Source organism: Streptomyces caelestis, from assembly GCF_001279005.1.
In the GTDB taxonomy this organism is placed as follows: Bacteria; Actinomycetota; Actinomycetes; order Streptomycetales; family Streptomycetaceae; genus Streptomyces; species Streptomyces heliomycini.
On the sequence record NZ_LGCN01000091.1, the window covers coordinates 1 to 369 of the forward strand.

The 369-nt window shown below is 72.6% G+C and carries 1 protein-coding gene; it reads left to right on the top strand.

Going from position 1 to position 369, the window contains the following annotated elements; genetic code table 11:
- Nucleotides 1-369: beta-ketoacyl synthase N-terminal-like domain-containing protein (locus ADK41_RS09340; protein ID WP_159043952.1), on the top strand; the 369-nt coding region annotated here is incomplete at both ends.

A 369-nucleotide genomic window follows, 5' to 3' on the forward strand; every position in this document is an offset into this window, starting at 1 on the left:
GACGATCCGGTGGTGATCGTGGGGATGGCGTGCCGTTATCCGGGCGGGGTGTCGTCGCCGGAGGACCTGTGGCGGCTGGTGTCCGAGGGTGTCGACGCCGTGTCCGAGTTCCCCGTCGACCGCGGATGGGACGCCGACGTCCTCTACAACCCCGACCGGGAGGCCTCGGGCACCAGCTACACCAAGGCCGGCGGCTTCCTGCACGACGCGGGCGCCTTCGACGCGGACTTCTTCGGGATGAGTCCGCGGGAGGCGGTGGCGACGGACGCGCAGCAGCGTCTGCTGCTGGAGGCGACGTGGGAGGCGATCGAGCGGGCCGGGATGGACCCGGTCTCCCTGCGGGGCAGCCGGACCGGCGTCTTCGCCGGC